Here is a 26,056-nt window from a genome sequence, read left to right as displayed (position 1 = left end):
TCTATTTTATTTCTTCTATATTTAAAATGATAAAGTTTAAAATTTCATCCTCAGTCATGACACCATAACTTAAACACCTATCAATCAATGAATTTAAAGTATAAAATGATTCAAACTTTAAATTCATCGCTATTTTAAATGAAGAATATTCTTCTTGATTTGTATCTAAATCAATTCTAGAGTTAAGTATTCCAACTAATTCCTTATAATCATATTCAATAGCCTCTTCGTTAATCTGATATACTTTATATCCAAAAAATTCAGCCTTTAACATATTTAATTCTCTACCATAAATTATATAGAGCTTGAAAATTATGCTGTTTTTAGATATAAAAAATTGTTGAATATTAGTAATGACGAATTCATTGGAAATTAATTCTATTTCCTCCCTACGATAATTAGAAATATTAATTTCTTCTTTTGTTACTAGATTTATGGCAATATCATTACTTATCAAATCTCCTATAAAGAAATCAAAGCTTCTTGGTTTGTAAAATTTATAGATATTCATAGAATTTCAAATTTACCAAGTACACCCAGGATATGCTCTCTGCATATACTGAAGTTCACAAAGAATAAATCCGAAATATTCTGTATGATATCCTGTTCTTGATTTTGGCTGCATGAAAGGATTTACAGGATATTCCAACCCAAAATCATTGAAATCTTTTTCCGTAATGGCAACGAATTCTTTGTATAATTCATCTGCATTCGGAACGATATTCAAAGCAATAAGATCATCTTCACCTTCTGTTTTAGCAAAAAGTCCTTTTGTATATTCCCAGATATCTTCAATGGCTTTTACTACACGGGATTTACTTTCTTCTGTTCCCTGGGCGAAAATTTTCATCCATGATGCAGCATGAGTATAATGATATCTTACTTCTTTTAATGATTTCTGAGCAATAGCTGAAAGTTCTTCATCTGCAGAGCTGGACAATGCTTCATACATCAGTTTCTGATACACTGCAAAAACATAAACTTTCAGAATCGTCTGAGCATAATCTTCGTTTGGAAGTTCTGTCCAGTGTGCATTTACATATTCATGTTCGTATCTTAAAAAGGCTAAATCGTCTTCGTTTTTACCGTTGTCGATTACTCTTGAAGCATAAACATAAAAGTTGTTTGCCTGACCCAACTCATCCAACGCGATATTTGTTAATGCAATATCTTCCTCCAAATAAGGGCCTTCACCACACCATGCAGACAAACGCTGTCCCATAATGAAACTGTCGTCTGCTAGTTTTAATAAATAATTATATAATGGGTTCATTATTTTAGCTTTTGGCTTTTGGCATATAGCTTTTGGCAAATTGCAAGCAGCTAACAGCCATTAGCTATTTTACATATTTTTTACATCGTTTGGAATCTCGTAGAAAGTCGGGTGACGGTATAGTTTATCATCAGCCGGATCAAAGAAAGCTTCTTTATCTACCCCTTCTGAAGTCACAATATATTTACTTGGAACCACCCAAACAGAAGTTCCTTCTTTTCTTCTTGTATAAACGTCTCTTGCATTTTGCAAAGCCATTTCTGCTGTTGGTGCCTGTACAATTCCAACGTGTTTGTGAGATAATCCCGGTTTAGTTTGAATAAACACTTCCCACATATCTAAATTTGCCATAGTCAAATTAATTTAACAATGTATCAATGTACCAGTTTAACAATGAGATGCTTCGACAAGCTCAGCATGACAATGATTGTTACATTTCTACATTGGTATATTGTTACATTATTATATTACTTCTTTTTGTTGTTTTTCTGCAAAAGCTGCTGCCGCTTCTTTCACCCAAGAGTTTTCTCTTTGAGCTTTTCTCTTGGTTTCAATACGCTTTTTATTGCAAGGTCCGTTTCCTTTTAAGATTTCCATGAATTCATCCCAAGGAAGTTCTCCGAAATCATAATGTTGTCTTTCCTCATTCCATTTCAGGTCTTTATCCGGAACAGTTAATCCTAAAAATTCGGCCTGAGAAACTGTAACGTCGATAAATCTCTGACGAAGGCTGTCGTTACTTTCTCTTTTTACTCTGTAATTCATAGAGATCTTAGAGTTTGGCGAGCTGTCATCATTAGGTCCAAACATCATTAGAGCCGGCCACCAGAAACGATTCAATGAAGCCTGAGCCATTTCTTTCTGTTGCTTGGTACCACGGCAAAGCGCCATTAAAATTTCATATCCCTGTCTTTGGTGGAAAGATTCTTCTTTACAGATTTTCACCATTGCTCTGGAATAAGGACCGTAAGAATTCCCCATCAGCATTACCTGGTTCATGATGGCTGCACCATCTACCAGCCAACCGATAGCTCCTATATCAGCCCAGCTTAGTGTTGGATAATTGAAAATACTTGAGTATTTTGCTTTTCCTTCCAGCATATCATCATAAGTAGCATCTCTGTCTGCTCTGATACTTCCGTCTCCTAAAGTTTCTGTTGCAGAATAAAGATATAACCCGTGGCCAGCCTCATCCTGAACTTTAGCCAGAAGAGCCATTTTTCTTCTCAATGAAGGTGCTCTGGAAATCCAGTTAGCTTCCGGTAGCATTCCTACAATTTCAGAATGGGCATGCTGTGAAATCTGACGAACCAATAGTTTTCTGTAATCATCGGGCATTACATCTTTTGGTTCTACTTTATTTTCGTCATGTACGTATTGTACAAATTTTTCTAAGTCCATTTTTTTGTTTTTTGTAAAATGTAAAAAGTATTAATGCATTCATGAATACAAATTACAGTCAATCGTTAATACAATTTAAACATCATAATTAAGCATCACCACATTGGTTGTCGGGTGACATTGGCAGGTAAGAACGAAGCCTCTGGCTACTTCTTCTTCGGTAAGCGCATAGTTTTTCTCCATGAAAACTTCTCCTTCCAGAACTTCCGCTTTACACGTACAACAAACTCCTCCTTTACACGCAAAAGGCACAGGAAGATTGTCTTTCAATGCTTTATCTAAGATACTCTCTTTTTTGGAATTAAGGTGGAACGAATATTCATCATCATCAATAATTACCGTTACCATACTTTCGATATTGGCAATTGCCTTGAATTCATCGCTCATTTCCTCTGTATTTTCTTCATCGGGAGCGGTAAAATATTCAAATAAAACCTGGATAGCAGGCACTTTTTTATCTTTTTTCAGATAGTCTGCAATTCCTTTGATCATTTCTGCAGGCCCGCAAATGAAATAAGTAGCTTCTCTTACGTCGATATCTGTATATCTTTCAAATAGCTGCTCTAATTTCTCAGAAGAAATTCTTCCTTCAAAAACAGGATCTTCATGTTTTTCACGACTTACCAGATAAATTACCTTCAACCTTCCATTGAAATGCTCTACCAGTCTGTCAATTTCAGCTTTTCTTAAAATATGGTTCATGCTTCTGTTGCTATAGAACAGGTAAGCATTACTGTTAGGTTCCTGATAAAGACTTTCTTTAATATTGGATAAAACAGGAGTAATTCCGCTACCCGCAGCCAAACCGATGTACGTTTTAACGTTTGTAGGATGATAAGAAGTATTAAAACCACCCATTGGAGGCATTACTTCCAGTATTTCATCCATGTGAAGATGCTCATTGAAATAGCCTGATACTTTTCCGCCTTCAAGCAACTTTACCAATACTTCCAGTGTATTGCTCTTTTCACTCGGAGCATTACAGATAGAGTAAGAACGTCTTTCCTCATTTCCGTTGATCATCATTCGGAAATTCAGATACTGCCCTTGTTTGAACCTGAACTTATCTTTCAGTTCTTCAGGGATTTCCACTGCCACACTGACTGCTTCGGAAGTGTCTTTCTGAACTTTAACTGTTTTAAGTTTATAAAATGAATTCATTATTTTTTAAGTATTCTATTAATTTTTCCACCTTCGCACTTCGGCAGGCTGTCCTGGGCATGAACTTTCACTTTCGTGGTGATTCCTACCCGCTTTTTTATTTCGTTTTCTATGTTTTTTCCAAAGTTCCCGACAAAATTAAAATAATCATCGGTATTTGCTTCTATTTTTTGTGTCTTTACCAGCTCATCATCTATTTCAACATCAATATCCAAAGCAATACACATATGTTCTTTTTCAATAGGTGTTAAATAATAGTTAGGAACTACTCCTTCCACATAAGAGAAAGCATCTTCAATCTGGCTTGGGTAGACATTTACACCTCTTACAATCAGCATGTCATCTGCTCTTCCGACAATGGGTCTCATTTTCACCATCGTTCTTTTGGCATTTTCATCATAGTAAAGGCTTGTGATATCATTGGTCCAGTAACGAAGAAGCGGCATTGCTTTTTTCGTTAATGTTGTAATCACCAATACACCTTCTTCTCCGAAAGGAACCGGCTGTTTGGTAACCGGATCTAAAATTTCAGGATAGAAATGATCTTCCCAGATATAACCTCCGCCTTTCTCTTCAAAATCCTCCATGGAAACTCCGGGACCGATAATTTCGCTCAACCCGTAGATATTGGTTGCATGAACACCTAACCTTTCTTCAATATGCCCTCTGATAATTTCCGTCCATGGCTCTGAACCTAATACTGCATACTTAAGGCTGATTTCGTCCGCAGAAATTCCTCTTTTCGCAAATTCATCCGCAATAGTTAATGCATACGAAGGCGAACAGCAAATGACTTCCGGTTTAAAATCCACAATCAGATCTACCTGTCTCGCAGTCATTCCCCCAGAAATAGGAAGAACACTCATTCCCAGCATTTCTGCTCCGTAATGAAGTCCTAATCCTCCGGTGAAAATTCCGTAACCATAAGCATTGTGCAGCTGCATTCCTGGTTTTGCTCCTGCAGCATTTAAAGATCTGGCCACCACTTCACTGAATAGGTCTACATCTTCTTTGGTATATCCTACTACCGTTGGCTTTCCTGTGGTTCCGCTTGAGCAGTGTATACGCTGAAGCTCATTTTTAGGAACGGTAAATAGTCCAAATGGATAGTTATCTCTTAAATCCTGTTTGTAAGTAATAGGAAGTTTCGTTATATCCTCAATCGACCTTATATCCTGTGGAGATATTTGCAATTCATCAAATTTCTTTTTATAAAATTCCGACTTCTCCCCCAAATAGCTGATCAAACTCATCAACCGGTCGGATTGAAGCTGTCTCAACTGACCCAGCTCCAGATATTCAACTGAAAAATCCATAAAACTAACTAACATTTGTTAGGTGTAAATTTAAAAAGATTTTGGAAGCTGGCAAAATTTTTATGATTTATGTCATATTTTGAATGATTCTAAATAACGTAATTGAAGCTGAGCTGCCCTATTTTATAAAAAGTATAATGTAAAATGATTAATGACTTTCTTTCCCAAAGACTATACTTTCTGGTTTCCTAATAGACCAAAAAGTATTTTATCTCTGATTTCTTCGGTAATTTCATCAGTAGAATCACTGCTTCTCTTGAACCAGAAATAAGAATTGTTTAAAGTATGAAGAATAAATCTTGTCGTAAATGAGGGTGATTTCAGTTCCCAGTTTTCAGCTCTATAGATTTCAGAAATCAGTTTTTCAACTTCCTGCTGATAATTTTTTCTTAATTCTATAAACTCGGGAAGTTTTTCTTCAAGATGTTTCCATTCATTGGAATAAATATGAGTGACATCTCGATTTTTAAGAACAACCGAAAGGTGTTTATCTAATAGTAGATTCAGTTTTTCTCTCGGAGCTATATTTGTATTTTTTACTTCCTGAAGTTCATCGAAAAATTCCTGAGCAATGCCAAAGCAAATCCATTCCAAAATTTCTTCTTTTGAACGGATATGTGCATAAAGTGATGCTGCCTTGATATTGAGTTTTGTAGCCAGGTCCCTTACCGAGCTTCCCATATAACCTTTCTCTTTGAAAAGCTCTACCGCTACATCTAGTATTTTTCTCTGTTTTTCTTTTAGTTCCATCTGGTAAAATGCAAAAGTAATTATTCTGATTTAAACTGCTTTGTTTTTGATCATAAAAAGCACAAGACTCTTCAATTTCAGTTTCATCATTTGGTTATTTTACCTAATTCTGACTATTTGTTCATGGATTTCAAAGAAATAATTACGAAATCGGAAATTTTGTCAAGTTAAATTTCCGTTAAAAATACAATATCCGGAAAATTTGTCCTATTTTTTTGTAAATTTAATAATTGAACACTTTTTGCGATATAGTCATCGAATAAATGATTAAATAATTGATGGCATTAAGAAACTGAGCCTCAAAATTTGGTTTCTTGATGTTTTTTTAAAACTAAACTTTGAACAAATCATTACCAAAAAATATATAAAATATGAACCTGAATCAATATACAGTAAAATCACAGGAAGCCATCCAGGCAGCACAACAGCTTGCTATGGAATTAGGCAATCAAAGTATCGAACCTCAACATCTTCTTGAAGGAATCTTTCAGGTGGATGAAAATATATCGCCTTTCCTACTTAAAAAATCTGAAGCAGATGCTAATTTAGTAAGAGAGCGCAACCGTGAAAATTTAGAAAAACTTCCAAAAGTACAGGGAGGAAACATTTATCTTTCACAATCTGCTAACAAAGTATTACTGGATGCTCCTAACATTGCCAAAAAGATGGATGATGAATATGTAACAATTGAGCATTTATGGCTATCTCTTTTGGAAACCAGCTCTGAAGTATCCAAAATGCTGAAAGATATGGGGGTAACCAAAAATCTGCTGGAAGGTGCGATTAAAGAATTAAGAAAAGGAAGTAAAGCAACTTCTGCAAGCTCAGAAGAAACGTACCAATCCTTAAATAAATATGCTAAAAACTTCAATGAATTAGCAGCAGAAGGAAAACTGGATCCTGTAATCGGGCGTGATGAAGAAATCAGAAGGGTTTTACAGATCCTTTCCCGAAGAACCAAAAACAACCCGATCCTTATCGGAGAACCGGGTGTAGGTAAAACAGCCATTGCTGAAGGAATTGCGCACAGAATTATCAATGGTGACGTCCCTGAAAACCTGATGGACAAAACGTTATTCTCATTGGATATGGGAGCTTTGATCGCCGGAGCTAAATACAAGGGTGAATTTGAAGAGCGTCTGAAATCTGTTGTGAATGAAGTCATCAAATCTGACGGACAGATTATTCTTTTCATTGACGAGATTCATACATTGGTGGGTGCCGGTGGTGGTGAAGGAGCTATGGATGCTGCCAACATCTTAAAGCCTGCTTTGGCAAGAGGAGAATTAAGAGCTATTGGAGCCACTACTCTGAACGAGTATCAAAAGTATTTTGAAAAAGATAAAGCGTTGGAAAGACGTTTCCAGAAAGTAATGGTGGAAGAACCGGATACTGAATCTGCTATTTCAATTCTTCGTGGTATTAAAGATAAATATGAAGCTCACCACAAGGTAAGAATCAAGGATGAAGCAATTATTGCGGCTGTGGAAATGTCTCAAAGATATATTTCAGACCGTTTCTTACCGGATAAAGCGATTGACTTGATTGATGAGGCTTCTGCCAAACTGAGAATGGAAATCAATTCCAAGCCGGAAGAGCTGGATGTACTGGACAGAAGACTGATGCAGCTGGAGATTGAACTGGCAGCTATTTCAAGAGAAGGCAATCAGACTAAAATTGATCACCTGAAAGAAGATATTGCTAAAATTTCCGAACAGAGAAATGAGATCAATGCCAAATGGCTGAAAGAAAAACAGAAAAGTGAAGATCTTACCCAGATCAAAAAAGATATTGAATCTCTGAAACATGAAGCAGAAAGAGCTTCAAGATCTGGAGATTATGCAAAAGTAGCGGAGATCCAATATGGAAAACTTCGTGAAAAAGAGGAAGAATTCACGAAGATGGAGCTTGAAATGCAGAACCATCAGAATGAGCTGATTAAAGAAGAAGTTACCGCAGAAAATATTTCCGAAGTGATTGCTAAGTGGACAGGTATTCCTGTAACTAAATTATTACAATCCGAAAGAGATAAATTATTAAATCTGGAATCTGAATTACATCACAGAGTAGTAGGACAAGATGAAGCTATCCAGGCGGTTGCTGATGCTATCAGAAGAAACAGAGCCGGTCTTAGTGATGATAAAAAACCTATCGGGTCTTTCTTATTCCTCGGAACAACTGGAGTTGGTAAGACTGAACTTGCAAAAGCATTGGCAGAGTTCTTATTTGATGACGAAAATAATATGACGAGAATTGATATGAGTGAATATCAGGAACGTCACAGTGTTTCGAGATTGGTAGGAGCGCCTCCGGGATATGTAGGATATGATGAAGGCGGACAACTGACTGAAGCTGTGAGAAGAAGACCTTATTCTGTGGTCCTTCTAGATGAAATTGAAAAAGCACATCCTGATGTATTCAACACTTTACTACAGGTTTTGGATGATGGACGTCTGACTGATAATAAAGGCCGCGTGGTTAATTTTAAAAATTCAATCATCATTATGACCTCGAATTTAGGTTCACATCTTATTCAGGAGAATTTTGAGAATCTTACGGAGGAAAATCAGGATGAAATTGTAGATAAAACAAAAGGAGAAATTTTCGATCTGCTAAAACAAACTCTTCGTCCGGAATTCCTGAACAGAATTGATGAAATAGTACTGTTCCAGCCTTTAAGAAAAAAAGAAATCGGAAAAATCGTTCAGTACCAGCTGAGAGGATTCAATGAAATGTTATCAAAACGAAACATTATTATGACTTTCACTCAGGACGCGGTAGATTACCTGATGGAGAAAGGTTATGACCCTGCTTTCGGAGCAAGACCATTAAAAAGAGTGATCCAGCAGGAAGTACTCAATAAACTGTCAAAAGAGATTCTTGCAGGAAAGGTAAACGATGGAGACAGAATTACTTTGGATTATTTCGTAGAAACAGGTTTGGTTTTCAGACCTACTGAACAATAAATAGTTTTTTTCATATACATTATTTTTGTGAATAAGTGCTGTAGAATGATCTGCAGCACTTATTTTTCACACATTTTATCCTTTATTAGTGAAATATAATTATATTTACTATACAAATTTATCACTAACTCAAACAAAATCAGTATGAAAAAGTTAAAAAGAAATGATTTAAAGAAAATCGACGGTGGGCTTATCTCTCCTATCATCATGTGTGACGAAAACATGAACTGCCCTGTCAACCTTTGCTGTACATCAGGATATATTTGCAGAGACTGGAGGAAATACCCTTGCATTTAGAAGAAAATGGAGAAATATGTTTTTCTCCGTTTTTTTGTATAAATTCATTATAAGTTACTGCGATTACTGCAATCCGTAAAAACACGGTAAAAATAACAGTATAATTCCCTATTCATGAATACATTTTCTACCATATTTTTTCCGAGATTTGCATATTAATTGAGTTTCATCCGTAAAACGCTAAGCTATGAATACAGAATCAAACAATCCGCTACAACCTGGAATAATGTCAAATAGTCTTATCCAAGTTCTGATCGACAATTACCGTCAAAATCATTTAAGTGCTATTAATACCGCTTTAGGAATAGATGACGCCAATTCTATCTGGTTTGATCTTCCGAAATTAAAAAACTTCATTGCAAAAATAGAAGAAGAAGCTGCAAAGGTGAACCCTTCTGCTTCTGATGAAGATCTCGGAATCAGATTCTACTATGCTTCCTATCCTAAAACTGAAAACTGGGATATCATGGCATCTCATCCCGTACCCCAGGAATATGCCGAAAAGCATACGTTGGTTTTAATTCCTACCATAAAAAAAACAGATGAAAGCGGAGTAGCCTATCATTCTGATTTTAATACTCTTCAAGCAGATGGCGGAGACAATAGAGCAATTGGCTTAAGCACGGCACGAAGTGCAGCTTACAAACATTCCGAAGATGATGGCACCGTAGGAGAAAATAGCGGAATACTTATTCCACCAGCTCCCCCTATGGGCACATCTTATTAATTACTTTTCTTAAACGCAATATGACTGAGATTCAAAAAATTTTTTCAACATTTATGTATTGGGGAGAAGCCTTTGCTGCTTTAATCTCCCTGATTTATTATAACCGTGTAAAAAAACAATCCTGGAAATATCTGGCCATCTATCTCATTCTTATTTTTCTTTGTGAATCAGCAGTAAAATGGGGAGAAAAACCGCTTAAAATAGACAGAATAAACTTTTACAACTACTTTGTGATCCCATTGCAATTTATATTTTTTTATTGGCTGTATGCAAAAGAATCTCTCAAGAAAGTAAAACTGTTTTACATTTTGACGGGCATATACATTTTATCATATATCCTCAGGGGACTTTTCTTCCCGGAAAAGAAAGTAATCTTTTCTTTCAATTATAATATAGGTTGCTTACTTTTAATGGGTCTTGTCATTATGGAGTATTATAAACAGGTTAATTCTTCCGAAATTCTCAATTTCAGTAAAAACAGAATGTTTTATATTAATCTGGGAATTACACTTTTTTATATTGCCAATCAGCCATTTATGACGTTTAACTCTCTCCTATGGAAATATATAGATATCTGGGATATTTATTTTATATACTTCCAGGTTTCAGGAGCAGTGATGTATATTTTATTTGCAAGTTCATTCATATGGGGAAAACAGAACTCTTAATAACCATTATTTCATTCAACATCTTTTTTTTGATGTTTGTAATAGCGGTATTCATCTATATCCGGAATTACAGACAGAGAAAAAGAGAATATCTGAATGAAATTGAGATGAAAAATGAACTTCATCAAAGAGAACTCCTTGCTACCCAATTGGAAATACAGCAGGCCACCATGCAGCAGATTGGCCGGGAACTGCATGATAATATCGGTCAAAAGCTCACTCTGGTAAGCCTTTATGTTCAACAGATGCTTTACGAGAATAAGGTCCCCGAAGCAAGCGAAAGAATAGATCAGGTTTCTCAAATCATCAATCAATCTTTGCAGGATCTTAGAAGCTTGTCGAAAACATTGACGGATGACAATATCAACCAGAAGGAAATTGTAACTTTGATACAGGAAGAAGTAGACAATACCAATTCTTTTAAAAAATGTACGGTCAATTTTGAACACAATTTTAAACAACTGGATCTAGGTTTTGTTCATAAAAATATGTTGCTCAGAATCACTCAGGAATTTATTCAGAACAGTATAAAACATTCACGCTGTAAAAATATTTTTATCGGCCTGAATACTTCCGAAGATGTCCTTTGGGAACTTGATATCCGCGATGACGGAATCGGGTTTGATACTTCACAGATCAAATCTAACGGAATAGGTCTTACCAACATGAAAAACAGAGCAGAAATCATAGGAGCAAATTTTCATATGGAAAGCCGGGAAAATACGGGAACCCGAATCAATATTATCTTAAAAAAACAGTCATGAAGAAATCTATAGTAATTGTTGACGACCATATACTTATTGCAAAAGCCCTGGAAGGCATTATTGGTAATTTCAACGAGTTTGAAGTCATCTATGTATGTGAAAACGGAAAAGATCTCATCCAAAAAATTGAGGAAGGAAATACCATTCCGGATATCATCCTTTTAGATATCAGTATGCCGATTATGGATGGTTTTGAAACCGCTGCCTGGCTTACAAAAAATCATCCTGACATTAAAATTATGGCGCTTAGTATGCAGGGAGACGATAACAGTGTAATTAAGATGATTAAAAGCGGGGCAAAAGGATATCTTTTAAAAAACACACATCCAAGAGATCTGGAAACAGCATTGACCCGACTGAACAGTGATGGTTTCTTCTATCCTGACTGGGCATCTAAAATTATTTTTTCTAATCTTAACAAAGAAACGGAAGCTGAAATTGCCGTAAGAATTTCCGACAGAGAGAAGGAGTTCCTAAAGTATACCGTAACAGAACTTAGCTATAAAGAAATTGCAGACAGAATGTGCTGCAGCCCAAGAACAGTGGAAAGCTACCGCGATCAGCTTTGTGAAAAACTGGATTTGAAAACCCGTGTCGGGCTGGCTGTATTTGCTATTAAAAATGGTTTTGCAAACTAAAATTCATCATTAAAAATTTCTTTCAAAAATAAATTTAAACGAAAAACATTCATAAAAAACAATCAAAAACAAAAAACACAATCGTGCATTTTTAAAAATTGATTAAAATTCAAAACATTTCAAATAATAGTAAATTAAAACCAAGCAAACGTTAAAATATTTATTGATTTCACAACAAAATAAGAAAAACATTTGCATATCAATTTCAAATAATATAAATTCACATTCTCAAACAAAAAGATTTTGATATGAAAAAACTATTATTTGGAGCTCTTATGCTCAGCTTAATGGCTGCATGTAACAATGACAGCATCAACAATCAAAATGAAAACCCTGCTGATGAACCAGCAACGACTGCCGGTTTAGCCCAAAGAGGCTGTGCTTCTGAAGAAATCAGACAGGAGGCATTGAAAAAAAGCCCCGAACTTCAACAAAGATTTTCAGCATTGGAAACCAATACAGAAAAATTCGCAAATGATCTGAAAGTTGGAAAAGTTCTTGCCGATGGTACGGTAGAAATCCCTGTTATTGTAAATGTAGTATACAAAACTACAGCAGAAAATGTTTCTGATGCAAGAATCGCTGAACAGATTGCAGTATTAAATGCTGACTATTCCGGAACCAACAGCGATGTCAGCAAAATACCCACAGAATTTCAATCTGTAAGTTCAGGTGATACAAAAGTAAAATTCAGACTTGTAAATACCATTAGAAAATCTACTACAAAAACAAGCTGGTCTACTAATGATGATATGAAAAAAGCTTCCAAAGGAGGAATTGATGCTACTAATCCTACTAATTATCTTAATATCTGGATCGTAGGGAAAATGACCAGCCAGGGCCGTACAATTCTTGGATATGCTACCTTCCCGGAATCTGCAGGATTATGGAATGACGGTGTTGTAATTGGTGCTCCTTATTTTGGAAAAACCGGTGCCTCTTCACCTTTCAATCTTGGAAGAACAGCTACACATGAAGTAGGCCATTATTTAAACCTAAGACACATCTGGGGGGATGCTAATTGTGGAAACGACCTGGTAAGCGACACTCCTACACAAACTACAGCGAATTACGGAAAACCTTCTTACCCTCTATACAATACGTGCAGCGGTGTACAAAGATCTGTAATGTTTATGAACTACATGGATTATGTAGATGATGCAGCTATGTTTATGTTCTCTTCGGGACAAAAAACAAGAATGCAGTCTGTAGTAGCCTCTTCTGGTGCAAGATCAGGATTGAGAGTATATTAGAATAAAATCTTTCAGAATAATTTAAATCTATCTCAACCTTGAGATAGATTTTTTTTATGGTCTTATCTTACTTAATTTCAGGAATATACTAATGAAAAATGTTAAAACTAGAACTTTAATGCAGATTATAAAAGAATATGATAAGAAATCAACAGTTTTTCTTTTGCTTTTAAAGATCAATTAAAACTTTTAAATTGTAAAAAATATCCTACAAATTATATAGAGTATAAAATTATTTACACTTAAAAACACACTTAAACGTGAAATATAAAACAAATAAATAAAATTAACTAAAATTCAATACATTTTACAATTGATTAATTTAAATTCAAACAAACAAGAAATAATTTAAACATTTGTTATATTTTTAAACAAATTATTTGCATATCAATTTTAAATACTATAATTTCACACCCTCAACCAAATTATATTATAACGATATGAAAAAATTCCTGTTTGGAGCCCTTGTTCTGGGCCTTATGTCGGCGTGTAACACCGACAACTTAAGTAATCAAAATGAAGCATCTGTGGATCAGGAAGCATCCACTCCAAGCGCACTTAAAAGAAGCTGTCCTTCAGAAGGAATAAGACAGGCAATGCTTCTAAAAAACCCTTCACTAAAACAAAAAATGACTGACATTGAATTCAGCACTGAAAAATTCACTGAAAACCTTAAATTGGGAAAAGTTCTGGCAGATGGAACTGTTGAGATTCCGGTAGTTTTTAATGTAATTTACAACACTTCCGCTCAAAATGTTTCCGATGCAAGAATCGCAGAACAAATTGCTGTATTGAATGCTGATTATGGCGCTACCAATTCTGACATCAATAAAATTCCTTCGGCATTTCAGCCTTCAGCAGCAGGAGATGTAAAAATCCGTTTCAAATTAGTAGCTACCAACCGTAAACAAAGTACAAAAACAGGCTGGAGATCTGATCTGGAACAAATGAAAAAAGCAAGCACAGGTGGTATTGACGCTACTGATGTGAATAAAAATATGAATATATGGGTTGTAAATTCAATACTTGATGAGAACAACCAACCGGGAACTTTAGGTTATGCTTATTATCCGGAAAATGCAGGACAATGGTATGATGGTCTAGTAATAGGATATCAGTATATAGGAAAAACCGGTGCTTCTGCTCCTTTCAACTTAGGAAGAACCGTAACACATGAAGTAGGACACTACTTAAACCTGCCACACCTTTGGGGATCATCTGATACAGGTTGCCAAACGGATTACTCTAATGACACACCTGTGTCTCCAGGCCCTAACTACGGGAATCCTACTTATCCTCTGAACAGAGTTTGTGGAGGGGTAAGCCGTTCTCAGATGTTCATGAACTATATGGATTATGTAGATGACAAATCTATGGTAATGTTCTCTGCTAATCAAAAAACAAGAATGCAGGCTGTAGTAGCAGCATCCGGACCAAGAGCTGGTCTAAGATAATCAACAACTTAGCTGAATATTATAAAAACATTAAAATAGTCTATCTCAATTTTTGGGATAGATTTTTTTAATATTTTTACGCGACTTAAATTTCAGCACCACTACGATGAAAAAATTAGCATTAGCATCAGGAATACTATTGCATCTTTACTGTATAAAAGCACAGGATACTATCCAAATTAAAGTACAGGACACTATTCAATCCAGAAATCTCAGGGAAGATATTGCACTGATCAACTCTTCTGGTTGTGTATTTGGGAAGAAGACTCCTTTTTTCAAAAAAGAATGGGTGAAAAAATCAGTGGCTCCTGCCCTTCTTTTTACGGCCGCGGCTGCTACATGGGGAGAAAAGGAAAATATCCGTGAGGTAAGAAACCGATATCTTCCTAATTTCAAGGTTAAATTTGATGATTATCTTCAATATGCTCCGGCTGCAACTGTTTACGGATTAAAACTGGCAGGTGTAAAGGGACGAAATAATATTGGAAGAGCTACCTTGTCTTATGGAACAAGTTTAGCTATCATGGCAATTTTAGTCAATTCTATTAAATATACAGCAAAAGTTGAACGTCCGGATGGATCAAAAAACAATTCATTTCCATCAGGGCACGCTGCAATGGCTTTTACCAATGCAAGCTTTCTGCACAAGGAATATGGTATGGTAAACCCAGCCTACAGTATCGCAGGGTATGGTTCTGCCGCCATTACAGGACTTGGCCGAAATTTAAACAACAGACACTGGGTTCCGGATATTCTTGCGGGAGCTGGTATCGGAATTATATCAACAGAACTGGGGTATTTTTTTATTGATAAAATTTATAAGAATAAAGGGGATAATTTAAGTATCCTATCCAGAATACAAGGGAACGATTATCCGTCTTTTCTTGCCCTGAAAATGGGTACTGCATTGGGTACAACCAATTTCCTGAGGGAATCTGAGCTGGATGACAAAAAACAAATCGGTTTTGAAGGCGGATTGGAAGGAGCTTATTTCTTTTCAAAAAAATGGGGTGTGGGTGCTGATGTAGCCTTCAGCAGCTTCCCTATCAAATCTCAAAGAATAACTTTTGATGACGGGCAGGATTTTGGGGATCATGAGATTAAAACACAATCCATGGGCTTCCTGGCAGCAGGCATCGGACCTTATTTTTCTCATGAATTCTCAGATAAATGGCAGCTTACTTTAAAATTAACGGGAGGGTATGCAGCTACTGCCAGTGGGAAAGTATTTGTAAAAGGAGACAATATAGATGCTCCTAATCACGAACTTCAGATAGCCCGATACAAGCCTAAACCCGCTTTCCGTTGGAATACAGGGGCTGCTATGACCTACAAGTTCAATCCCGGACTGGGGCTCACTTTTTATACAGATTACAACCAGATCAACTCTACGATCCGGTATTACTTCAGCGATGAGATCAAGGAAAGTGATGAGCTGAATCAGGAGCTTAACAACCTGATTGCTAAAGAAAAAATTAATTATATTACAGTAGGTTTAAGACTAACTGCTTATTTTTAAAATACAAAAGCCTTCAAAATCTGAAGGCTTTTACTTTATAAGTTTTTTTGATTATTTTCCGGAGTATAATCCATAAACAGATCTCCATCCAGCTTTACAGATTTTACTTTCTTCTTAATAGGAATCACAAGATCTGTCAATTTCTGATCTTTTTCCCAAACAGAAGGAGAGAAATGCAGTTTCTCCGTAGTTCCGTCTTCATATGACAATAGAGCATCAAACGGAATAGCAAACCCTCCTACATTCGCTACGTTTACTGTAAGCATATCATTAATCTGGGATGCACCTGTTACTTTTAAATCAATATAATTATTGGTATAAAACCAATTTTGAAAGAACCAGTTCAGATTTTTCCCTGATCCTGTATTCATAGAATTGAAATAATCCCATGGAACCGGATGTTTCCCATTCCAGTTATCCATATAATGGTGTAATGCTTTTTTGAAAAGGTCATCTCCTAAATAATCTTTCAGAGCCAGATAAGATAAAGAAGCTTTTACATAAGAATTGTTTCCATATCCGGAACCACTCACCTGCGTACTCATCGTAATCACCGGTTGATCCTGTTCTGCAGACGGGTCATTGATCCATCTTTTAACGCGGAAGTTTTTATAAAATTCTTTAGCTGCTTCTTCTCCGTTTTCATCAATTCCTATAAGATATTCCAGAGTGGTGGCCCAGCCTTCATCCATAAATGCATATCTCGTCTCGTTGATTCCCATATAAAAAGGGAAATACGTGTGAGCAATTTCATGATCTGCAGTCAGCCTTGCATCCTGAAGATCATCAGGAATACTGGTATCGTTGATCATCATTGGATACTCCATGTCTGCATATCCCTGAATAGCGGTCATCACATTGTAAGGATATTCTACTCCCGGCCAGTTTTTAGAGAACCAATCAAGGTTATAACGCATCCAGTCTACATAGTGTTCAAAATCTTTTGCCCCATTTTTATACCCTGCCTGAACGCTTGCTCTTTTTGATTTCAACTGAACACTTGCCGCATCCCACACATAATGGTTGCTCATTGCAAAACAGAAATCTGTAATGTGACTGGCTTTAAATTTCCAAATGTTCCATTTATTGGGTTTGGTTACTTTACCCGACTTCATTTCCTGCTCTGTAGCAATATGCATTACTTTATCGCTTTTTAATGAAGCTTTATATCTTTTTAAATATTCCGGCTGAAGTACTGCTTCAGGATTCAGGAAATCTCCTGTTGCCCAGACTACATAATTTTTGGGTGCCGTGATGGCAAAGCTATAGTCATTGAAGTCATTGTAAAATTCCTGTCTGTCTGAGTGCGGAAGCATATCCCATCCGTTGTAATCATCATACACGGAAATTCTTGGAAAAGAATAGGCTACATAAAATGTCTCCGGATCTATCTGACCTTCTCTTCCACTCTGTACTGAAAGCGGATATTCCCATTCAATTTTTACTTCAGCTTTTGATTTGGGTTTTAAAGCTGTTTTTAATTTTACTTTTTCAACGGTACTCCAATCATCACTGTTGACGTCGTATTTTGTACCGTTTACAATGAAGGATTTAATCTTAAGTCCTGAGGACAGAAAGTCTTTAGACACAAATCCTGATCTTGGCGACTGCGGCTTATGAAGGTTATTCACAAATCGAATAGCCAGTTCATTCAGACTATCCGGGCTGTTGTTTGTATAGGTAATTGTTTCTTTCCCGGAAACCAGTTTTGTATTGGCATCCACTTTCACCTCCACATTATATGCTCCTTTATTCTGCCAGTAGTTTTTACCTGGCGCTCCGGAGATATCACGGGTCCCTTTTTCATATGCTTTTTTAATATTCCTCGGCATATAGAGTTCCTGTGCAGGTAATTGCAGTAAGGAAACGACCATCAGCATTCCGGAAAAAATTTTCTTCATAATGACCTTTTTAAAAATAGGTATCAAAAATAACGAAAATGTGACATCAAGAGATCATTTCTTTTGGAATACTATGATATTTATAACTGATTTTATAGTAAATTATTCTACAATCTATCTTGTTCTGCTGTCTTCTTTATTGTTTTGGCATTTTTTACAGACTGATTTCCGAAATTAAATTTCAATGAAAACGAAACACCTTGAGCATCCATATAATCGAGAAAATAATTATCCTGATTCGCGTATTTTGTACTGACTTTCTGACCTGTTGTTCTGAAAATATCTGTGAATATAAGACTGGCTTCCAGTTTTTTATTAAAGAACTTTCTGTTCATTACAAAATATGCCGACCAAACTGCAGAAATCCTGAAAGTCCCCTGTATTCCCGGAGAATAGTAACGATGGCCCGTTTCCATTTTCCAATCGCTGTTTTTATCAAGGGTAAAGCTTGTTGATATATTTGAAACCCAGTTCCAGACTTTATTTTTATACAGCATTCCGTCAATTCCCTTGAAATAATTTTCGTTGTGTTCAAGGTTTTCAGACATAATGATATTCCACCATGGTTTGATCTGAAAATTTTTGTACAGGCTCAATCCAAAAGCTTCTCCTTTTTCAATATTAGTAAAGTAATAAATGAGGCTGTTGGTGCTTGGTTCCTGATATGAAATTTCCATAGACGGATATATTTCTTTTCGGTAATACAGATCCAGATTCCAGTCTTTCCATGAGTAGGTAAGATTCAGGTTATGGGTGATGGTTGCCTTTAACTTCGGATCTCCCTGATAATATGAAAACAGATTGTAATAAGATTTTGCAGGGTTCAACCATGAATAGGAAGGTCTGCTGATCCTTTTCCCATAAGAGAAACCGAATTCTTGTTTATTTTCTGTGGTATATTGTGCGTAAAAAGTGGGGAAAAATTTCCAGTAATTACTTTTATTCAATTCATAAGGTTCAGAAACTACGCCTTCAAGATCCGTCATCTCTGCACGAAGCCCTCCTTTGAAATTCCATTTCCCAATATTGTAGGCCAATGAAGAATACAGGGCAAAATTATGCTCCTTATAATCAAAGATACTGCTCTTTTCCGGGCGGTATTGCAGTACACCGTTTTCGTTATCAGAGAAATCAAGTTGGCTGCTGGTCTTTACAAAACTGTATTTTGCTCCGGATTCCAGCTCCAGTTTATCATCTTTCCATTGATAATCAAATTGAGTGGAATACAGCTGAACATCAGCTTTGTTCTTAGTAAGAAAATTATCTTCTTTTGGAGGCTGGCCTGCAAAGTTCAGGTTGGTGATAACATTCTGGTATTTATCGCTGTTGTTTCCGGTAAAATAGTTGATCCAGGAAAGACTGCTTTTCTTATTCAGCTTCCGATCTATTTGAAAACTCAGAGAGTTATTAATGGAACGTGAGCGGTGATCATTGATTGTGGTATAATTCGACTCTACGATATCCTGGTTATTGTAGATTAATGTAGGAACGTTGTAGGTTCCGAAGGATTTTGGTGAAAAATACCCTGAATAGTTGAGGCTTGCATTGGTCAAGCTGTCCAATTCATACTCCACATTAAAATTCAGGGTATTCTGGTTATTGTTTTTATCCTTCCTGTTCATCGTACTGACCCATCGGGTTTGGCTTTCCGGGTAATTCACATAGTCTGTTCCTTCCCGGTAGTACGTCCCCAGCCCTTTATAATAGCTTCCCATCATGGAAAGTTTATCTTTTTTATAATATTGGGAAAGACCAAAAACGCCTTTCGCATATTGTGTCTGTACATATTTGGATGAGAGAATACCGCGGTAGCCTTCAATTTTATTCTTTTTCATAACGATATTCAGCACTGCACTTCCTGAAGCCTCATATTTTGCCGGTGGATTGGTAATCACTTCTACCGACTTCACTTCATCTCCTTGCGTATTTTCCAAAAGATTTTTGAGTTCATCCCCCGTCAGCATTATCTTTTTATCATTAATGGTCACCAAAATTGCAGTACTTCCCTTTACACCAAGTACATCATTGTTTACGGTGACACTTGGTGTATTCTTTAGAATTTCCCAGGCATTGAGTGAGGAAATATTGCTGTTTTCAACATTAAATTCCAGGCGGTCTACTTTTCTTTTCACCAAAGGCTTACGTTTCGTCATTACCACTCCTTCTATTTCCTGAGATTCTTTTTTAAGGATAATATTCAGGGGCTCAGGTTCTTTCAGATCAAGTTTTTTCTCAAACAAAGAATATCCCTTATTTTTAACAACCAGCTTTACCTCCTGTTCTGCTATCCCTTCCAGTATAAACTTCCCGTTTTCATCAGTTTTAAACTCTTTGATTAATTCATTTTGAGAGTTGTACAACTCTACTTTTACCGATGAAAGTTTTTCCTGTTCAGTGTTCGTAACTGTTCCTCCAAGTTTTTGTTTCTGGGCAAGAATCAACACTGGAAAACACAGAAAAAAAAGAATTTTATACATGGCTATTTTTTATCTTAACAAAAACACTGTTCTGTTTTATGGGTACAAAATTCTGTATTGATTATAAGAAATACGGTTAATAGAAGGTTAATGATGGGTTAATGTCTTTTCTTTAAAATAAGAAAACCTGAATTCAGTAATTCAGGTTTAAAATCAATAGAGTATATTCTTTATGGATAAGGAATCGCTTTATCCAGTTCAATCGGATTATAATATTTTTTGATGTCTATCTGCGTTTGTTTAGTTAAGCCCGCAAACTCTTCTTTACTTTTGATTTGCTGCCCATTAATTCGGACATTCCAATCCTGTTGAAATTCAGTTCTCATTCTGGCATATGGATCATTATAAAACTCCAGATTCAGTTTTACCCATTTCTTTAAGTCAATGGTAATAGGATCCAGTGAATAATGTCTTTCGAGAAAGCTTTTTGTATCGTAAGTTTTTGGCAGATTTTTATTTCGGGAGAAAGAATAGATAAAATCTTTTTTATCGTCTTCCACATACAGAACCAATCCCGGCAATCCTCTGAATTTATAAGGGCCTTCAGGAATGTTGATATCCGGTGTAAACCAAGCGGTCCAGTTTCTTCCTCCAAATACAGCAGTTGCTTTTTGTAAATTATAATTATTGATCTTTTTAGTATCAGCCTCTATTTTCCACTGAATATTATCTTCAGTTTCAAAAACATAATAATAAGGCATCATCATAATCTGAACAAAGTTTTTATTCTTATTGGAGTTTCTTTTTCGGATAATGGATTGTCCGGACTGACTGGTGTGCTGGGAAGAAATTCCCCCGTGAAGAATATTTAGAGAGTCGCTTGCTAAAAATTCAGATTCATAAAACTTCACTTCATCCGGATTGATATCCAGCACCATTTCTTCTTTATCATAATTTGTCCCGTTAGGTTCAAATCTGTACTGAAGTTCATATATAAAGCGGTGGGTTTGCGCATTGATGTGCATCCAAAGCATCAAAATTAGAAGAATGAGTATCTTTTTCATTAAATGGTCATTAATTTTCTAAAATTACCAAAAACACATTAACCATCAGGTTAATAAAAGGTTAATAACAAAAATACTATTTCAGTAAAATGTTAAAGTTTTATCTTTGTTTTAATGATAGCCAAGAGTAAAATTCTCATTCCGGTTTTTGCCGCTCTGTTCCTGCTTTTACTGGGAATACAGGTTTACTTTATGTATAAAACCTATCAGGTAAAGGAAAGGGATATCTACCGATCCATTAATGACGGGCTTACCAATTACACAGACAATCTTGAAGATATCCAGGAAACCAAAGAGAGGAATGATGATTCTCTTCAGGAAATCATTATACAATACCATAATAAGGAGATCAATAAAAAGGATTTTTTAAACTATTTCATAGAAAACAGAAAATCCGCCAGAGACAGGCTGATTCATTATATCGACAGCCGCAAACAAAAAGACGGCTATGAAATCTCTGCAAGAATCCGATACCTTTCTATTGTTCATCTGCCAGACAGCACAAAAGTAATTACAGAACCTATTGTTATCTTCGAGACACAGGATAAGCTTAAAAATCCACGTATTGCCAGTAACGGAAGCTGGGAGACTTCAACCACCAAAAGAGATGATACAGAGAACGGGCAGATTGAAAAAAAACATACTTTTCTTGTAAAAACCCAGACTGATTTTGAAATTAAAAATATAAAAAGCATTGTTTTCAAGGAACTTACATTGTTGATTATTTGTTGTATCATACTTCTATCAGGTGTTCTTCTTCTTTATATTTTCACCATCAGAAACCTGATCCGGCAGCAAAAGCAGGTGGAAGTTCTCCACACCATTGTGGATAACATTTCACATGAGTTTAAAACTCCGATTGCTACTTTAAAAATAGCTTCCAAAGCATTAAAAAAAGAATGGAATCCGGAAACACTTCCTCTTATTGACCGCCAGATTTCACGCCTTGAAAGTCTGATGTTTCAGCTTCATAAGGATGAAATGCCGGATGAAATGACAGCCATACAACCTGAAGACTGGAATTTTTTCATTCAGGATCTTGCTGTGACGCACCCTGATATTGATTTTACATTTGAAAATACCATTTCACAAAAACTTCCTTTTGATAAAAACCTGATGGAAACAGTGATCAAAAACCTCTGTGAAAACAGTGTAAAATATGGTGCATCTATTGTTAAAATAAACATCAGCAGTATCTCTCAGCATATGGAGATTGAAGTTTCCGATAACGGACAAGGTATGGACGCTAAAGAATTAAGTCATATTTTTGAGAAATTCTACAGAATACAGAATAACAATATCCATAACAGTAAAGGGCTTGGACTTGGTCTTTATTTCGTTAAAAAGATCATTACAACATATGGAGGCAAAATAGATGTTTCCAGCCAGCCTCAGACAGGGAGTACTTTTAAAATATCAGTTCCTTATGAAAACTAAAATCCTTCTCGCAGAAGACGATCCTGATTTCGGAATGATCCTGAAGCAGTATCTTGAATTGGAAGATTTTGAAGTCAGCTGGTTTCAGAATCCTGAAGATGTTGTGCCGTTACTTCACAATGATTTTTCTTTTCAGATAGGGATTCTGGATGTGATGATGCCTAACATAGACGGCTTTTCTTTGGCTAAAATGATTTTGAAAGAAAAAAGTAATTTCCCACTGTTGTTTTTAACGGCAAAAAATCAGAAAATAGACCGCCTGACCGGATTAAAAATAGGCGCTGACGATTATATTGCGAAACCCTGCGATCCTGAAGAACTCGTTTTACGAATTAAAAACATTCTGAAAAGAATTCTTCCTGCCGTTAAAGAAAGCCAAATAAAAATCGGTGAGTTTTCACTGGATACCGCCAAACTTCTATTATCACATCCTAACGGAAATAATCGGCTTACCATACGGGAACAGGAGCTATTACTATATCTTCTGAAACACAATCGCACCATCATCACAAGAGATAATATCCTTGACAATCTTTGGGAAACCAATGATTACTTTACCGGCAGAAGTCTTGATGTGTTCATCAGCAGACTGCGTAAGTATTTCAACAGTGATCCCCAAATAAAAATCCAATCCCTGAGAGGAATTGGATTTGAAGTCGATTTTCCAACCAACTGATTTTTTTATAACGACAGATTTACAATCACCGGGAAATGATCTGATGGATACAAAAGATTTTCTCTTCTGTCATTGATGTGTCTGTGAGATTTTATCTTAAAGCCTTGGGTAAAAATATAATCAATTCTGTCTTTTGGCACTTCATTTACATTGAAGCCTGTGAAAGTTCCTACCGGCCCGTAATGTTTCGTTTCAGAATGATAAAAAGTGTCCTTCATATTCTGGGAAAGAATTTTAATGGGTTCCGAATCATCTGTCAGGTTAAAATCTCCGCTTAGAGCTACCGGAAGGTTCTTTGGATTCAGTTCTTTTATCTTTTTCAGGATCAGTTCGGAAGATTTTACTCTGGCTACATTTCCTACATGATCAAAGTGAAGGTTCATTGCCAGAAATTCTTTTTTCGATTTTTTATCTTTAAATACTGCATAGGTACAGATTCTGTTCAATGCAGCATCCCAGCCTTTTGAAGGTTTTTCCGGAGTTTCAGATAGCCAGAATGTCCCTGATTTTATCACTTCAAGTTTGTTGGTATCATAAAAAATAGCAGAAAATTCTCCTTTTTCTTTACCATCGTCTCTTCCTACTCCTATGTAATCATAGTTCTTTACTCCTGTTTTAATATCTTTCATTTGTTCCGGAAGAGCTTCCTGTACTCCGAAGTAATCAGGGTGATAATAGGTAAGCAAATCGGCAACGTCCTGTTTTCTCTTCGGCCATGCATTGTCTTTATCAGATTCTACATTCAGTCTGATATTGAAACTCATTACGGTAAGCTCCTGTGAAAATCCTAATGCAAAAAACATCAGAAGCACCATTGAAAATCTTAAATTCATATGTTATTTTATCAGTAAGAGACAAAAATAAAACTTCTCTGTGACAGAAAAGCTTTATTGATATGATTATATTGTTAAATTATCTTTTTCTTCTTCTATAGATATAAAATATTCCTGAAATTCGGATTCTGAAACAGGTATACTGCTTTCAAGTTTTACCACACCAATGGTTTTATAGTGAGCAGCCAGCTTAATCCCTTTGCTTTTTAGAAGAGCTTCAAGCTTTTTAAAATTTATATCTTTCTTTAAAACTGCAAGATAAGTGATCATAGGTATACCTGTATTAAGCCGTTTCCAATATCTCTATATTTTATGCCTTCAATAGGCCTTGCTTTGTTTTCAATAAGCTCCCAGATTTCTTTGGCTGATTTGTCGGGAAACTGTTCCATATACAAAGCTGCAAGTCCGGAAACATGTGGTGCAGCCATACTGGTGCCACTCATCGTATAATAAAAGTTCTTTTTATTTTTTGAATTTTTAGGATAGGCACTTATAATATCTACACCAGGCGCGCACACATTAATATTTCCTCCTGTAGACGGATTGATCCCTGCATTTGAAAATTTCGCGATTTTCATTTGCCCGTCAATAGCTCCTACCGCCATGATAGATTTTGAATTGGCCGGCATTGAAACAGGCTGCGGAACCTGAGGTCTGTTGCTGTCATTTCCTGCAGCTGCTATAATAAGACAGTTATTTTCTAATGCTCTTTCTCCAATCGTTTCAAAAAGTACGGAAGGCTGGTCATCAAGCTTCACAGGAGCTGCCAGTGAAAGAGAAAGTATTCTGAATTTTTTCGTAATGGCCCAGTCTATGGCATCAATCACGCTGCTGGTAGTTCCTCTTCCGTTATCTGCGAGTACTTTTGCAATCTTCAGATTACAGTCCTTCGCTATTCCGTAGCGTTTTCCGGTATCACTTCTTGTATTTCCTGTGGCAACTCCTGCGCAGTGTGTACCATGTCCGTTGGGATCTCTGCTCCAGTCTTCTCCATCTATGAAAGACTTCCCTTCAATTTCTTCAGAAGAAAAATCGGGATGGGAAGTTTCAAGTCCGGTATCCAGAATACAGATATCAACTCCTTTTCCTGTATAATGGGTATTTTCCAGTCCAATCGCCTTTAATCCCCATTCCATTTCTACGAATGATTTTTGAGGTAAAGGTTTGCTGGTGATGTATTTTTCAAGTTCTGAAATTTTTTCTGTGAGTCCTGCTGACTGTTTTTTAAGTTCATTAATCAATTGCAGTTCATCGGCAGGAAAAAATTCCCGTTCTTTTTCGTAATAAACGATAGCATTGGATTCATTTTTCACGGCACTTTTCAATTGAGCTTCATCCATATTATCCACCACAAGAATGCCCAGATTTTTATAAAGCACACTGTTATCCTGATCAATAATCTCGTAAGAACGGTTTTCTTTGGAAAGAAGCTCTGAAGAAGTAATATTTACTTCCAGTTCTTTCTCTATTTTTTTGAGTGCAGCTTTTTGCTGATCTTTCAATAGAACAATATATCTTCCGGTTTCCATAATGATCTTTTT

General features: G+C 36.0%; 24 protein-coding genes. 11 read left to right on the top strand and 13 right to left on the bottom strand.

What is annotated here, in order from left to right; all coding sequences use genetic code 11:
* Position 1: 1 nt before the first annotated feature.
* The 7 genes from FW780_RS21915 to FW780_RS21885 form a co-directional block, all read right to left on the bottom strand.
* Positions 2 to 511, bottom strand: coding sequence for a hypothetical protein (locus FW780_RS21915; protein ID WP_149835709.1), 510 nt, complete (start codon positions 509 to 511; stop codon positions 2 to 4).
* A gap of 12 nt (positions 512 to 523) precedes the next feature.
* Complete coding sequence (paaC, locus tag FW780_RS21910; protein WP_149835708.1) at positions 524 to 1,273, bottom strand: 1,2-phenylacetyl-CoA epoxidase subunit PaaC; 750 nt, start codon at positions 1,271 to 1,273, stop codon at positions 524 to 526.
* A 69-nt stretch (positions 1,274 to 1,342) separates the two neighbouring features.
* Entirely contained in the window at positions 1,343 to 1,624 is a 282-nt protein-coding gene (gene paaB, locus FW780_RS21905; protein WP_002981782.1) for a 1,2-phenylacetyl-CoA epoxidase subunit PaaB, read from the bottom strand.
* A 111-nt stretch (positions 1,625 to 1,735) separates the two neighbouring features.
* The gene (gene paaA, locus FW780_RS21900; RefSeq protein ID WP_149835707.1) at positions 1,736 to 2,674 is read right to left on the bottom strand and encodes a 1,2-phenylacetyl-CoA epoxidase subunit PaaA; all 939 of its coding nucleotides are present in this window, start codon (positions 2,672 to 2,674) and stop codon (positions 1,736 to 1,738) included.
* Positions 2,675 to 2,749: 75 nt separating this feature from the next.
* Entirely contained in the window at positions 2,750 to 3,835 is a 1,086-nt protein-coding gene (locus FW780_RS21895) for a 2Fe-2S iron-sulfur cluster-binding protein (protein ID WP_149835706.1), read from the bottom strand.
* On the bottom strand, positions 3,835 to 5,151 hold the full coding sequence (locus FW780_RS21890; RefSeq protein ID WP_149835705.1) for a phenylacetate--CoA ligase family protein: 1,317 nt from the start codon (positions 5,149 to 5,151) through the stop codon (positions 3,835 to 3,837). The genes FW780_RS21895 and FW780_RS21890 overlap by 1 nt, the downstream gene beginning before the upstream one ends.
* A gap of 171 nt (positions 5,152 to 5,322) precedes the next feature.
* Positions 5,323 to 5,901, bottom strand: coding sequence for a TetR/AcrR family transcriptional regulator (locus tag FW780_RS21885; protein WP_149835704.1), 579 nt, complete (start codon positions 5,899 to 5,901; stop codon positions 5,323 to 5,325).
* A 371-nt stretch (positions 5,902 to 6,272) separates the two neighbouring features.
* Here FW780_RS21885 and clpB point away from each other — a divergent pair, with 371 nt between their 5' ends.
* From clpB to FW780_RS21845, 9 genes are all read left to right on the top strand, one after another.
* Entirely contained in the window at positions 6,273 to 8,867 is a 2,595-nt protein-coding gene (gene clpB, locus FW780_RS21880) for an ATP-dependent chaperone ClpB (RefSeq protein ID WP_149835703.1), read from the top strand.
* Between the two features lie 144 nt (positions 8,868 to 9,011).
* A complete protein-coding gene (locus tag FW780_RS22555) occupies positions 9,012 to 9,164 on the top strand; it encodes a hypothetical protein (protein WP_167510776.1) in 153 nt (50 codons plus the stop codon).
* 187 nt (positions 9,165 to 9,351) lie between these two features.
* Positions 9,352 to 9,891, top strand: a complete 540-nt coding sequence (locus FW780_RS21875) for a hypothetical protein (protein ID WP_149835702.1) — start codon at positions 9,352 to 9,354, stop codon at positions 9,889 to 9,891.
* A gap of 20 nt (positions 9,892 to 9,911) precedes the next feature.
* Positions 9,912 to 10,559 (top strand): hypothetical protein, encoded by a 648-nt coding sequence (locus tag FW780_RS21870; RefSeq protein WP_149835701.1) that lies wholly within the window; start codon positions 9,912 to 9,914, stop codon positions 10,557 to 10,559.
* A gap of 32 nt (positions 10,560 to 10,591) precedes the next feature.
* Positions 10,592 to 11,323, top strand: coding sequence for a sensor histidine kinase (locus tag FW780_RS21865; protein ID WP_241676969.1), 732 nt, complete (start codon positions 10,592 to 10,594; stop codon positions 11,321 to 11,323).
* Complete coding sequence (locus FW780_RS21860) at positions 11,320 to 11,961, top strand: response regulator transcription factor (RefSeq protein ID WP_149835699.1); 642 nt, start codon at positions 11,320 to 11,322, stop codon at positions 11,959 to 11,961. Before FW780_RS21865 ends, FW780_RS21860 begins: the two co-directional genes overlap by 4 nt.
* Before the next feature lie 248 nt (positions 11,962 to 12,209).
* Positions 12,210 to 13,214 carry a zinc metalloprotease gene (locus tag FW780_RS21855; protein WP_149835698.1) on the top strand — a complete coding sequence of 335 codons (1,005 nt, stop codon included), beginning with the start codon at positions 12,210 to 12,212 and terminating at the stop codon, positions 13,212 to 13,214.
* Between the two features lie 440 nt (positions 13,215 to 13,654).
* Positions 13,655 to 14,668 carry a zinc metalloprotease gene (locus tag FW780_RS21850; RefSeq protein ID WP_149835697.1) on the top strand — a complete coding sequence of 338 codons (1,014 nt, stop codon included), beginning with the start codon at positions 13,655 to 13,657 and terminating at the stop codon, positions 14,666 to 14,668.
* Between the two features lie 106 nt (positions 14,669 to 14,774).
* On the top strand, positions 14,775 to 16,187 hold the full coding sequence (locus FW780_RS21845) for a phosphatase PAP2 family protein (protein ID WP_149835696.1): 1,413 nt from the start codon (positions 14,775 to 14,777) through the stop codon (positions 16,185 to 16,187).
* Between the two features lie 35 nt (positions 16,188 to 16,222).
* Here the strand turns inward: FW780_RS21845 and FW780_RS21840 are convergent, their stop codons facing one another.
* The 3 genes from FW780_RS21840 to FW780_RS21830 all read right to left on the bottom strand — a co-directional run bounded on the left by FW780_RS21840 (position 16,223) and on the right by FW780_RS21830 (position 21,569).
* On the bottom strand, positions 16,223 to 18,088 hold the full coding sequence (locus FW780_RS21840; RefSeq protein WP_149835695.1) for a M1 family metallopeptidase: 1,866 nt from the start codon (positions 18,086 to 18,088) through the stop codon (positions 16,223 to 16,225).
* Positions 18,089 to 18,195: 107 nt separating this feature from the next.
* Entirely contained in the window at positions 18,196 to 20,565 is a 2,370-nt protein-coding gene (locus FW780_RS21835; protein ID WP_149835694.1) for an outer membrane beta-barrel family protein, read from the bottom strand.
* A 170-nt stretch (positions 20,566 to 20,735) separates the two neighbouring features.
* The gene (locus FW780_RS21830) at positions 20,736 to 21,569 is read right to left on the bottom strand and encodes a GLPGLI family protein (protein ID WP_149835693.1); all 834 of its coding nucleotides are present in this window, start codon (positions 21,567 to 21,569) and stop codon (positions 20,736 to 20,738) included.
* Between the two features lie 114 nt (positions 21,570 to 21,683).
* On the opposite strand from FW780_RS21830, the gene FW780_RS21825 reads away from it, so the two are divergent.
* Positions 21,684 to 23,006, top strand: a complete 1,323-nt coding sequence (locus FW780_RS21825; protein WP_149835692.1) for a sensor histidine kinase — start codon at positions 21,684 to 21,686, stop codon at positions 23,004 to 23,006.
* Positions 22,996 to 23,682, top strand: a complete 687-nt coding sequence (locus FW780_RS21820; protein WP_149835691.1) for a response regulator transcription factor — start codon at positions 22,996 to 22,998, stop codon at positions 23,680 to 23,682. Before FW780_RS21825 ends, FW780_RS21820 begins: the two co-directional genes overlap by 11 nt.
* 5 nt (positions 23,683 to 23,687) lie before the next feature.
* On the opposite strand, the gene FW780_RS21815 is transcribed toward FW780_RS21820, so the two are convergent.
* From FW780_RS21815 to FW780_RS21805, 3 genes are all read right to left on the bottom strand, one after another.
* On the bottom strand, positions 23,688 to 24,515 hold the full coding sequence (locus FW780_RS21815; protein WP_149835690.1) for an endonuclease/exonuclease/phosphatase family protein: 828 nt from the start codon (positions 24,513 to 24,515) through the stop codon (positions 23,688 to 23,690).
* A 66-nt stretch (positions 24,516 to 24,581) separates the two neighbouring features.
* Positions 24,582 to 24,785 carry a hypothetical protein gene (locus tag FW780_RS21810; protein WP_149835689.1) on the bottom strand — a complete coding sequence of 68 codons (204 nt, stop codon included), beginning with the start codon at positions 24,783 to 24,785 and terminating at the stop codon, positions 24,582 to 24,584.
* The gene (locus FW780_RS21805; protein WP_149835688.1) at positions 24,782 to 26,044 is read right to left on the bottom strand and encodes a S8 family peptidase; all 1,263 of its coding nucleotides are present in this window, start codon (positions 26,042 to 26,044) and stop codon (positions 24,782 to 24,784) included. Before FW780_RS21805 ends, FW780_RS21810 begins: the two co-directional genes overlap by 4 nt.
* Positions 26,045 to 26,056: the final 12 nt, after the last annotated feature.

Origin of the sequence: Chryseobacterium sediminis (assembly GCF_008386505.1) — a bacterium.
Classification (GTDB): Bacteria; Bacteroidota; Bacteroidia; order Flavobacteriales; family Weeksellaceae; genus Chryseobacterium; species Chryseobacterium sediminis.
Note: the sequence above shows the minus strand (reverse complement) of the source record. Positions and strands in the feature narration are given on the sequence as shown.

Excerpts from the sequence above, each read along its gene's own strand:
- FW780_RS21835 (WP_149835694.1), bottom strand. The coding sequence starts at position 20,565 with ATGTATAAAATTCTTTTTTTTCTGTGTTTTCCAGTGTTGATTCTTGCC.
- paaB (WP_002981782.1), bottom strand. The coding sequence starts at position 1,624 with ATGGCAAATTTAGATATGTGGGAAGTGTTTATTCAAACTAAACCGGGA.
- paaA (WP_149835707.1), bottom strand. The coding sequence starts at position 2,674 with ATGGACTTAGAAAAATTTGTACAATACGTACATGACGAAAATAAAGTA.
- clpB (WP_149835703.1), top strand. The coding sequence starts at position 6,273 with ATGAACCTGAATCAATATACAGTAAAATCACAGGAAGCCATCCAGGCA.
- FW780_RS21885 (WP_149835704.1), bottom strand. The coding sequence starts at position 5,901 with ATGGAACTAAAAGAAAAACAGAGAAAAATACTAGATGTAGCGGTAGAG.
- FW780_RS21865 (WP_241676969.1), top strand. The coding sequence starts at position 10,592 with ATGTTTGTAATAGCGGTATTCATCTATATCCGGAATTACAGACAGAGA.
- FW780_RS21840 (WP_149835695.1), bottom strand. The coding sequence starts at position 18,088 with ATGAAGAAAATTTTTTCCGGAATGCTGATGGTCGTTTCCTTACTGCAA.
- FW780_RS21805 (WP_149835688.1), bottom strand. The coding sequence starts at position 26,044 with ATGGAAACCGGAAGATATATTGTTCTATTGAAAGATCAGCAAAAAGCT.
- FW780_RS21825 (WP_149835692.1), top strand. The coding sequence starts at position 21,684 with ATGATAGCCAAGAGTAAAATTCTCATTCCGGTTTTTGCCGCTCTGTTC.
- FW780_RS21830 (WP_149835693.1), bottom strand. The coding sequence starts at position 21,569 with ATGAAAAAGATACTCATTCTTCTAATTTTGATGCTTTGGATGCACATC.
- FW780_RS21845 (WP_149835696.1), top strand. The coding sequence starts at position 14,775 with ATGAAAAAATTAGCATTAGCATCAGGAATACTATTGCATCTTTACTGT.
- FW780_RS21915 (WP_149835709.1), bottom strand. The coding sequence starts at position 511 with ATGAATATCTATAAATTTTACAAACCAAGAAGCTTTGATTTCTTTATA.
- FW780_RS21820 (WP_149835691.1), top strand. The coding sequence starts at position 22,996 with ATGAAAACTAAAATCCTTCTCGCAGAAGACGATCCTGATTTCGGAATG.
- FW780_RS22555 (WP_167510776.1), top strand. The coding sequence starts at position 9,012 with ATGAAAAAGTTAAAAAGAAATGATTTAAAGAAAATCGACGGTGGGCTT.
- FW780_RS21850 (WP_149835697.1), top strand. The coding sequence starts at position 13,655 with ATGAAAAAATTCCTGTTTGGAGCCCTTGTTCTGGGCCTTATGTCGGCG.
- FW780_RS21855 (WP_149835698.1), top strand. The coding sequence starts at position 12,210 with ATGAAAAAACTATTATTTGGAGCTCTTATGCTCAGCTTAATGGCTGCA.
- FW780_RS21860 (WP_149835699.1), top strand. The coding sequence starts at position 11,320 with ATGAAGAAATCTATAGTAATTGTTGACGACCATATACTTATTGCAAAA.
- FW780_RS21890 (WP_149835705.1), bottom strand. The coding sequence starts at position 5,151 with ATGGATTTTTCAGTTGAATATCTGGAGCTGGGTCAGTTGAGACAGCTT.
- FW780_RS21870 (WP_149835701.1), top strand. The coding sequence starts at position 9,912 with ATGACTGAGATTCAAAAAATTTTTTCAACATTTATGTATTGGGGAGAA.
- FW780_RS21895 (WP_149835706.1), bottom strand. The coding sequence starts at position 3,835 with ATGAATTCATTTTATAAACTTAAAACAGTTAAAGTTCAGAAAGACACT.
- paaC (WP_149835708.1), bottom strand. The coding sequence starts at position 1,273 with ATGAACCCATTATATAATTATTTATTAAAACTAGCAGACGACAGTTTC.
- FW780_RS21875 (WP_149835702.1), top strand. The coding sequence starts at position 9,352 with ATGAATACAGAATCAAACAATCCGCTACAACCTGGAATAATGTCAAAT.
- FW780_RS21810 (WP_149835689.1), bottom strand. The coding sequence starts at position 24,785 with ATGATCACTTATCTTGCAGTTTTAAAGAAAGATATAAATTTTAAAAAG.
- FW780_RS21815 (WP_149835690.1), bottom strand. The coding sequence starts at position 24,515 with ATGAATTTAAGATTTTCAATGGTGCTTCTGATGTTTTTTGCATTAGGA.